The sequence below is a fragment of the Streptosporangium subroseum genome (assembly GCF_900188345.1).
GTDB lineage: Bacteria > Actinomycetota > Actinomycetes > Streptosporangiales > Streptosporangiaceae > Streptosporangium > Streptosporangium subroseum.
In genome coordinates this window covers 20,897-27,722 of record NZ_FZOD01000098.1, presented here as the reverse complement: position 1 = coordinate 27,722, position 6,826 = coordinate 20,897, and the positions used below count along the sequence as shown (strand labels likewise).

Below are 6,826 nucleotides of genomic sequence, written 5' to 3'. Positions count from 1 at the left end.
TCCGATGAGGCCAAGGAGGACTCGGCTCCCGTGGTCTCCGATGAGGCCAAGGAGGACTCGGCTCCCGTGGTCTCCAGTGACGCCAAGGAGGACTCGGCTCCTGCGGTTTCCGATGAGGCCAAGGCGGACTCCGCTCCCGCCGCCGCGCAGGTGGACCTGTGCGCGACCGTCAAGACCGTCGCCGGGCCGATCCTCAGCCTGGTCGGCACCGGGCAGATGTCCCTCAACACCGCCCTTAACCTCAATGCCAGCCTCACCGGTGTGACGGTGCCCCAGGTTCTCGGCTGTCTCGTCTAAAAACCGTTTCGCCTCACCACCGGGTCCCCGCGCGATGCGGGGGCCCGGTGGTGTTCGCGTTCGGGGCCCGGTGCGGAACCACTCGTCCGGAGGCCGAGCACCTGCCGTACGGCCGTGAAGCACGGTCTCGCCGCGTACGCGGCCGTGTGCCCGCGAACGTGTATGGATTCGTACCGTGGGATGGGCGCGTCAATCCGGCGCTGGCTGAACGCGGACACATAGGGCATCATGAGGGCGCGAGCTGGGATGATCCCGGCTTTGCGCACCAACCGACGCGGGAGCTTGGGGCAACCAGGCTGAGAGGGCAGCTACAGCTGCTGCCGACCGCATGAACCTGTCCGGGTAATGCCGGCGTAGGGAGCGTTAATGACGCCTGCCATCGTTGATCACAGCGCGGCCGAGGCCCCTCTCACCCTCGATGAGGCACCCCCCAAGACCCTCGGCGCGCTCGATCAGGGCGCGTTCTGGGCCAATCTGGGTGTCAGCCTGCTCGGGTTCTCCTTCGCGCTGTTCCTGATCAATCCACTACTCGACGAAAACCCGCTCACCTTCACCGCGGCGCTGGTCGCGGCCCTCGTCGGCAGCCTGATCGGCACCGCGATGGTCGGCCTCGCCGCGGTGCCGGGAGCGCAGACCGGCCAGCCCGCCATGGTGCTGCTGCGCGGGCTGTTCGGCGCGAAACTCTCCTACGTCCCCACCGTGCTGAACATCATCCAGATGATCGGATGGGGCGCGTTCGAGCTGTGGGTCGTCGCGATGGGCGCACAAGCGATCTTCGGATCGTCGGTCCCCTACGCGGTCTGGGCGATCGTGGCCGGGATCCTGACGACGGCGCTGACCATCTACCCCCTGGGAGCCATCCGGCTGATCCGGCGGTTCGTCACGGTCGGCGTGATCATCTCGATGGCGTGGTTCGCGGTGGTCTTCTTCCGCGACACCCCCGTCCAGACCGGCGGCTCCTGGGACGCCTTCGCACCGGCCGTGGACTTCGTGGTCGCCCTGTCGGTGTCGTGGGTGCCGGTCGCGGCGGACTACGCCCGGCACTCGCGCTCCAGCCGCGGGGCCTTCATCGGCGTCGTCGGCGGCTACACCATCGCCCAGGTCGCCTGCCTGGCCGTGGGCGTCTACGCGGTGACGCTCGCCGGGCACAACCTGGTGCTGGAGCAGCCGACCGCCGTGTTCGCCCCGTTCGTGGCGGCCCCGCTCGGTGCGCTGTTCTTCGGCATCCTCGTGCTGCGCGAGACCGACCAGTCGTTCGCGAACGTCTACTCCACGGCGATGTCGCTGCAGAACCTGATGCCACGGGTGGACCGCCGGATCTTCTCCGTGATCATCGGCGTGCTGACCACGGGCATCGCCCTCATCATCGACGTCAACTCCTACAGTGCGTTCCTCAGCATCATCGGCGCGGTGTTCGTGCCGATGCTCGGAGTGCTGGTGGTCGACTACTTCCTGCTCGGCCGCGGCCGAGACTGGAACACCTCGGAGAACGCCCCCTCGCGCTGGCTCATGGTGATCCCGTGGGTGCTCGGCTTCGTCACCTGGTGGCTGCTCGCCGCGCCCTCTGCGGTGTCGTGGTGGGCACAGATCTGGGACGGCGTCAGGGGAGCCATCGGGTTCACCCCGCAGCCGTGGATGAGCGCGTCGATCGGCGCGTTCCTCGTCGCGGGCCTGTTCACCCTGGGCATCGGCCTGCTCCGGCGCCGCTCCTGACCCTCCGGGCGCCGGTGTGGTTCCGGACCCCGCGGGTTCGGCGCGCTCCGGCGCCGGTTCGGACTCCTTGGACTCCGACGCCATTCCACGCCCATGGGCTCGGTGCGCCGCGCCCCTCCATGATCCTGGGGCCTTCGGTGAGCTCCGGGCTTTGTGGCTTCGGCGTGCGTCCGGTGCCGTTGCCGGACTTCCGGGTGCCCGGCGGCTTACGAGCCGCCGGGTGCGTGGCCCGCGCCGTTCGCCTCGATGCGCAGCAGCCGTTCCTTGACGGCCGGGCCTCCCGCGTAGCCGCCGAGGACGACCTCGCTCTCGACCACCCGGTGACAGGGCACGATCACGCACACCGGGTTGCTGCCCAGGGCGTTTCCGACCGCGCGCAGCGCCCGTGGCCTGCCGATCCGCTCGGCGATCTCGCGGTAGGTGGTCACCGTCCCGTACGACACCGCGAGCATCATCTGCAGCACGGTCCTGGCGAACTGCGTGGCCAGCCGCAGGTCGATCGTCGTCGTGAAGGCGCGCAGCCGGCCGGAGAAGTAGGCGTCCAGCTCCCGGCGGACCGGGTCGAGACGCCGCGCGTCCGGCCCGATGAACGTGCCGACCTCCCTGCTGACCCGCTCGAAGACGATGTTCTCGTCCTCGTAGCTGCATGCCACCACGCCCCGGTTCGTCACGGCGAGGGTGAGGCGTCCCACCGGGCCGTCGAGAGTGCCGAACGCGATGTCCGGATGGCTCGTCCCGATGTAGTTGGGCGAGGTCACCCGTAGCAATGCATCGATGTCGCCGGATGACATGGCCCCACCCTTTCGTATCCAGGTGTGTGGTGACCGCAGCGTATCGGACGGATCGCCCCGGCGAGTGGCGACACGTGCGGGGCGAAAGTGCCAAGATCAGGCTGGTCGAAGCGGCACTATGGATACGTGGGGTACGACGGGGCCGGAAGTGACGGTGGCATCGGCCATGTGGCCGTTGCCGGTGCTCCCCATGCGATCGTCGCCGGTGCTCCCAACGCGATCGTCGCCCTTGACCGGGACGAGACCGTTCTCACATGGAATCCCGCCGCGGAACGCCTGTTCGGCTGGTCGGCCGGGGAGATGCTCGGCCGCCGCGCGCCGGTGGTCCCCGAAGAGCTGGTGGCCGAGCACAACGCGGTTCTCGAGCGTGTCCGCACCGGCGGTCAGGTGTCGTTGCGGACCAAGCGGTTCCACCGGGACGGCAGCCTGTTCGACGTGCGGGTGGACACCAGCGCGCTGCGCTCGGAGACCGGCGACCTGCTCGGCTACGTCAGCGTCTACCACCTGGCACAGGACGACGAGACCGCCGACGACCGGACCTCCCGCCGGGCACAGCTCGTCCGGAGGCTCGCCGACGTGGTCGCCGACATCAACGCCGAGCGGGAGCTGCCCGCCGTGCTCGACCGGATCGCGGCCAGCCTCACCGAGCTGACCGGAGCCGACGCGGGCGGGTTCGTCCGCATCGAGGGCGATCGGCTCCGTCTCGTGGCCCGTCACAAACTCCCCGAATCGCTGCACGGCTCCACCGCCGACCTCCGTACCAGCCTGGTCGGCAAGCTGCTGCGCGGCGGCAGGACCGTGCTGCTGGAGACCGGCGACCAGGGCCGGTTGGACGAGCTGATCTGGTCGCAGCTGCCCGGCCTGCACACCATCGCGCTCGGCCTCGCCGCGATGGGCGGCCGGCCGTACGGCGCGCTGTACGCGCTGTTCGCCAAGCGCAAGGTCGGCCATCTGGAGCTGGAGCTGCTGGAGCTGCTCGCCGGGCATGCCGGGATCGCCGTCGGCAACGCCATGGCCTACCAGGAGGCCGAACGGCAGCGCGCCCACGAGCGGGCGGTCTTCGACGCCAGCGCCGACGGCATCGCGGTCCTCGACGGTCTGGGCCGGGTCGTCCAGTGGAACCCCGCGGCCACCGAGCTGACCGGCTTCCACGCGGCCGAGGTGATCGGCTGGCCGCCGCCGTTCCAGCTGCCGGATCCGGGCGACAAGCTCACCCTCCAGCTTCCCTCGGGCACCTGGCTGGACGTGCTCTGCGCGGAGATCGTGGAGACGGGAGAGATCGTGGTCGACTTCCGTGACATCACCCGGAGCAAGGAGCTGGAGGAGGCCAAGGACCTCTTCCTGGCCACCACCAGCCACGAGCTGCGCACTCCGATCACGGTGGTCCGCGGCTTCGCCAGCACGCTCGACGCGCGCTGGGACAGCATGACCGACGCCGAGCGCCGTTCCGCCGTGCACACCATCGCCGAACGGGCGCGTTCCCTCAGCCAGCTCATGGACCACCTGCTGCTGGGCTCCCGGGCCGGGGCCGGTGAGCTGACGCTCAGGATCGAGGGCTTCGACCTCGGCGAGCTGGTCCGGGCCGCCACGCTGGGCCTGCCGGTCCTGCCCGAGCTGCATCGGATCGAGGTGAACGTCCCCGAGGACCTGCCCCTGGTCTCCGGTGACGCGTTCGCCACCGACATCCTGCTGGGCCAGCTTCTGGAGAACGCGTTCAAGTATTCACCGGACGGCGGTCTGATCAGGGTCCAGGCCTGGGTGGACGGCGATCAGGTGGTGCTGGTCGTCGACGACGAGGGCGTCGGGATCGCCCAGGCCAGCCGGGAGCACGTCTTCGAACGCTTCGTCCAGGGGGACAGCGGTGATCGCCGCCGGTTCGGCGGGGTCGGCCTCGGTCTCTACATCGTGCGCAGCCTGGCGCGAGCCCAGGGTGGCGAGGTGTCGGCGCACCCGCGTCCCACCGGCGGCACTCGAATGCGGCTGGCCCTGAGCATTGCCAACACGCCCGGCCCCCTTACCTAACCGACACGCCGATGCGGTAACGAGTCGGTCACGGAAGAGCTGATCTATTGTCGAATGTGCACAAGCTGTAATTGACACCCGGTTTCTAAGACCATCTAACGGGGCATTTCGGTCGTACAGGGGTGTGTTCCTTAGGGGGAACAGGGATACGGGGAGGTGAGTGCGTCGAGCGTCGTGTTGTTGCCGTATGCACCGTCCAGCGTCGCTGTCGCACGTCAACGCCTCTCCTCTGACCTGCAGGAATGGGGCGTTTACGAAACCGCGATCGATGATGCGGTGCTCGTGGTCAGCGAACTGTTGAGCAATGCGCTTCGTCACGCGCACCCACTGCCGTCGGGGCAGATCAGAGTGGCGTGGCGCTGGGCCGAAGAACACGTCGAGGTTGCGGTGAGTGACGGTGGCGCTGCCACCGAACCTCGGGCAGGCCGCCCCACGCTCTCCTCTCTGGGGGGACGGGGCCTCGGCATTGTCGAGTATGTGGCTTCCAGGTGGGGGGTCAGGCACGAGGGCGAGACCACCACGGTGTGGGCGGTGGTCACCGCTGTCAGCACTGTCAGTAATGGCCAGGTGGGCAACGGCCAGGTCTCCGTCGCCGAGCCCGCCCTGCGGGAATGCGGTTAGCTCCTGTCCCGCCTCACGGCGGTGAGACGGGACAGGAGCTCGCAGATCAGCACCCGGTGAGTGCCGGACGGGGTGAAAAGCGGCCGGGCTCGGCCGACGTGGAACGGGGTCAGTGCCCGGCGAGTGCCGGACGGTGCAGGAAGGCCCGCTCACCGGCCGTCCACGATGTGGTGACGAGCAGATAGATCCCCGCCGCCAGCGGAAGCACGGCCGCGGCCAGCACCGTCCCGAACGGCAGCAGCGGCATGACTCCGCGCATGAACTCCGGCTGGACCTCGTCGCTCATCGTCCGCCTCATGCGCTGTGATGTGATAAATGCCACAGCGATCAGCATCAGGAAGAGCCCGGCGAAGACCAGCGTCGGCCCGCTGAGCAATCCGAACCCGGCCACCGTGCTCGCGAACTGCTGTCCCAGCGGCACCCCGAACAGCCCGTGGGTGAGGAGCGCGTTGGCGTTCCCGGCGATCGTCGAAGAGATGAAGACCTGGTACATCACCATGAAAAACGGCATCTGGGCGACCCCCGGCAGGCAGCCGGCCAGTGGCGAGGTCTTCTCCCTGGCGTAGAGGGCGGACAGCTCTCGCCGGAGGCGCTCGGGGTCGCGGCCGTACCGCTTCCTCAGCTTCTGGACCTCGGGCGCGAGCCGCGCCCTGGACCGCTCGCCCCTGGCCTGCATGACGCCGAACGGCAGCAGCAGGAGCCGGACGCCGAGGGTGAACACGATGATCGCCAGTGCGGTGGAGTTCAGGGGCTGGGCGAGCGCGGTGATGAGACCGGCGGTGAACTCGATGACGGAGTCGAACATGGGAGCCCTTCTGACTGGAATGGAATCAGCACAGAAGGCGCCCGCGATCCGGACGTGTCTGGGTGGCTACGCGGGCGCCGGGCCCGCCGAGGGTGCTCTGGACCGGGATCGCCCGGCCGCGTCGGGGTCGCGCTGCCGTACGAACATGGTCCGCCTGGCGCGGTCGCGCCGGGACAGCGGCGAACGCCGTCCCGCTTCCGAGGCGACGGGAACCTGACGAAGCGCCCAGGCGAGCAGGAGCACACCCAGCCCGACCACGGCGGTCGCCGTCATGAGCCCGCCGCCGTCGAACAACCAGACGGAGAGCGTCTGGAGGGCGAGGAGCAGGTTCACTTGCCGGACTTGCCGAACTTACCGACCACGGTGACCGCGGCGACGGCCACGACGGCCACCAGAGCAAGGAGGAACGCGAACTTGAGAAGCCCGAAGAGTGCCGGCAGCACGAGCCCGAACACCACGTAGAGCGCGAGCATGACGCCCAGAACTGCCATCACGATACGACCCATGAGGCCACCGTACGTCCTCGGTCGGAGCGGGGAGAGTCGGAACCATAACGATCTAGTGATCGCGGACCGGG

8 protein-coding genes and 1 riboswitch are annotated in these 6,826 nt (G+C 68.9%); of the genes, 4 read left to right on the top strand and 4 right to left on the bottom strand.

Features of this window, described 5'->3' with window-relative positions; translation table 11 throughout:
• Together CHC08_RS45045 and CHC08_RS45040 are read left to right on the top strand one after the other, a co-directional pair.
• A partial coding sequence (locus tag CHC08_RS45045; protein ID WP_218825802.1) for a hypothetical protein occupies positions 1-297 on the top strand: 297 nt, incomplete at its 5' end.
• Positions 298-561: 264 nt separating this feature from the next.
• A riboswitch (TPP riboswitch) is annotated at positions 562-673 on the top strand.
• Positions 664-2,010, top strand: coding sequence for a purine-cytosine permease family protein (locus CHC08_RS45040; RefSeq protein WP_089213507.1), 1,347 nt, complete (start codon positions 664-666; stop codon positions 2,008-2,010). It overlaps the preceding riboswitch by 10 nt.
• A 206-nt stretch (positions 2,011-2,216) precedes the next feature.
• On the opposite strand, the gene CHC08_RS45035 is transcribed toward CHC08_RS45040, so the two are convergent.
• Positions 2,217-2,801 (bottom strand): methylated-DNA--[protein]-cysteine S-methyltransferase, encoded by a 585-nt coding sequence (locus CHC08_RS45035; RefSeq protein WP_089213506.1) that lies wholly within the window; start codon positions 2,799-2,801, stop codon positions 2,217-2,219.
• Between the two features lie 126 nt (positions 2,802-2,927).
• Between CHC08_RS45035 and CHC08_RS45030 the strand changes: the two genes are divergently transcribed.
• Both CHC08_RS45030 and CHC08_RS45025 read left to right on the top strand, forming a co-directional pair.
• Positions 2,928-4,823, top strand: coding sequence for a PAS domain-containing sensor histidine kinase (locus tag CHC08_RS45030; protein WP_089213505.1), 1,896 nt, complete (start codon positions 2,928-2,930; stop codon positions 4,821-4,823).
• Between the two features lie 156 nt (positions 4,824-4,979).
• The gene (locus CHC08_RS45025; protein ID WP_089213504.1) at positions 4,980-5,444 is read left to right on the top strand and encodes an ATP-binding protein; all 465 of its coding nucleotides are present in this window, start codon (positions 4,980-4,982) and stop codon (positions 5,442-5,444) included.
• Between the two features lie 109 nt (positions 5,445-5,553).
• Here CHC08_RS45025 and CHC08_RS45020 read toward each other — a convergent pair whose 3' ends face one another.
• From CHC08_RS45020 to CHC08_RS50350, 3 genes are all read right to left on the bottom strand, one after another.
• A complete protein-coding gene (locus tag CHC08_RS45020; protein WP_089213503.1) occupies positions 5,554-6,249 on the bottom strand; it encodes a YidC/Oxa1 family membrane protein insertase in 696 nt (231 codons plus the stop codon).
• A gap of 66 nt (positions 6,250-6,315) precedes the next feature.
• The gene (locus CHC08_RS45015; RefSeq protein ID WP_089213502.1) at positions 6,316-6,582 is read right to left on the bottom strand and encodes a DUF6412 domain-containing protein; all 267 of its coding nucleotides are present in this window, start codon (positions 6,580-6,582) and stop codon (positions 6,316-6,318) included.
• Entirely contained in the window at positions 6,579-6,755 is a 177-nt protein-coding gene (locus CHC08_RS50350; protein WP_179282594.1) for a hypothetical protein, read from the bottom strand. The genes CHC08_RS45015 and CHC08_RS50350 overlap by 4 nt, the downstream gene beginning before the upstream one ends.
• Positions 6,756-6,826: the final 71 nt, after the last annotated feature.

Coding starts and splice junctions, on each gene's coding strand:
- CHC08_RS45040 (WP_089213507.1), top strand. CDS start 664: ATGACGCCTGCCATCGTTGATCACAGCGCGGCCGAGGCCCCTCTCACC.
- CHC08_RS45035 (WP_089213506.1), bottom strand. CDS start 2,801: ATGTCATCCGGCGACATCGATGCATTGCTACGGGTGACCTCGCCCAAC.
- CHC08_RS45020 (WP_089213503.1), bottom strand. CDS start 6,249: ATGTTCGACTCCGTCATCGAGTTCACCGCCGGTCTCATCACCGCGCTC.
- CHC08_RS50350 (WP_179282594.1), bottom strand. CDS start 6,755: ATGGGTCGTATCGTGATGGCAGTTCTGGGCGTCATGCTCGCGCTCTAC.